Annotated in this window: 1 protein-coding gene; it reads left to right on the forward strand. The window is 75.5% G+C overall.

The genetic code is table 11. From position 1 onward, the window contains the following. On the forward strand, positions 1–412 hold a 412-nt coding region (locus Q1A87_RS23835), incomplete at both ends, for a hypothetical protein (RefSeq protein ID WP_299657384.1).

Below are 412 nucleotides of genomic sequence, written 5' to 3' on the forward strand. Positions count from 1 at the left end.
GGGCGAGCTCTGGCGGGCGCATCAGGATGCGTACTTCGCCGCGCACGGGCTGGAACTCCGGGTCGACGCGATCGCCGCGGTGCCGGGGCAGCATGTGGGGCCGGTGCGCATGCGGGTGCCCGGCGCGGCAGCGGTGGTGCGGGCCGAAGCGGTCGCGCGCGAGAACGCCGCCGCGGCGCGGGACCCGGAAACGGTGCTGGCGGTGCTGACCCGCGGCAATGCGAGCTTCACCGAACGCGAGCTCGACCGGCATCTGGCGAAGCACATCCACGACGGCGACGAGCACGTCGCGGTGAAGGGGCGGGTGCTGGGCCACGCGGGCGTCCTGGCGCTCTACGACCCGGAGACGGGCCGGTTCGCCGGGCGCTACACGACGCAGGCGGTGCGCGACCAGGAACGGGCGGCGCTGGCG

The organism is uncultured Jannaschia sp. (assembly GCF_947494055.1).
Classification (GTDB): domain Bacteria; phylum Pseudomonadota; class Alphaproteobacteria; order Rhodobacterales; family Rhodobacteraceae; genus Jannaschia.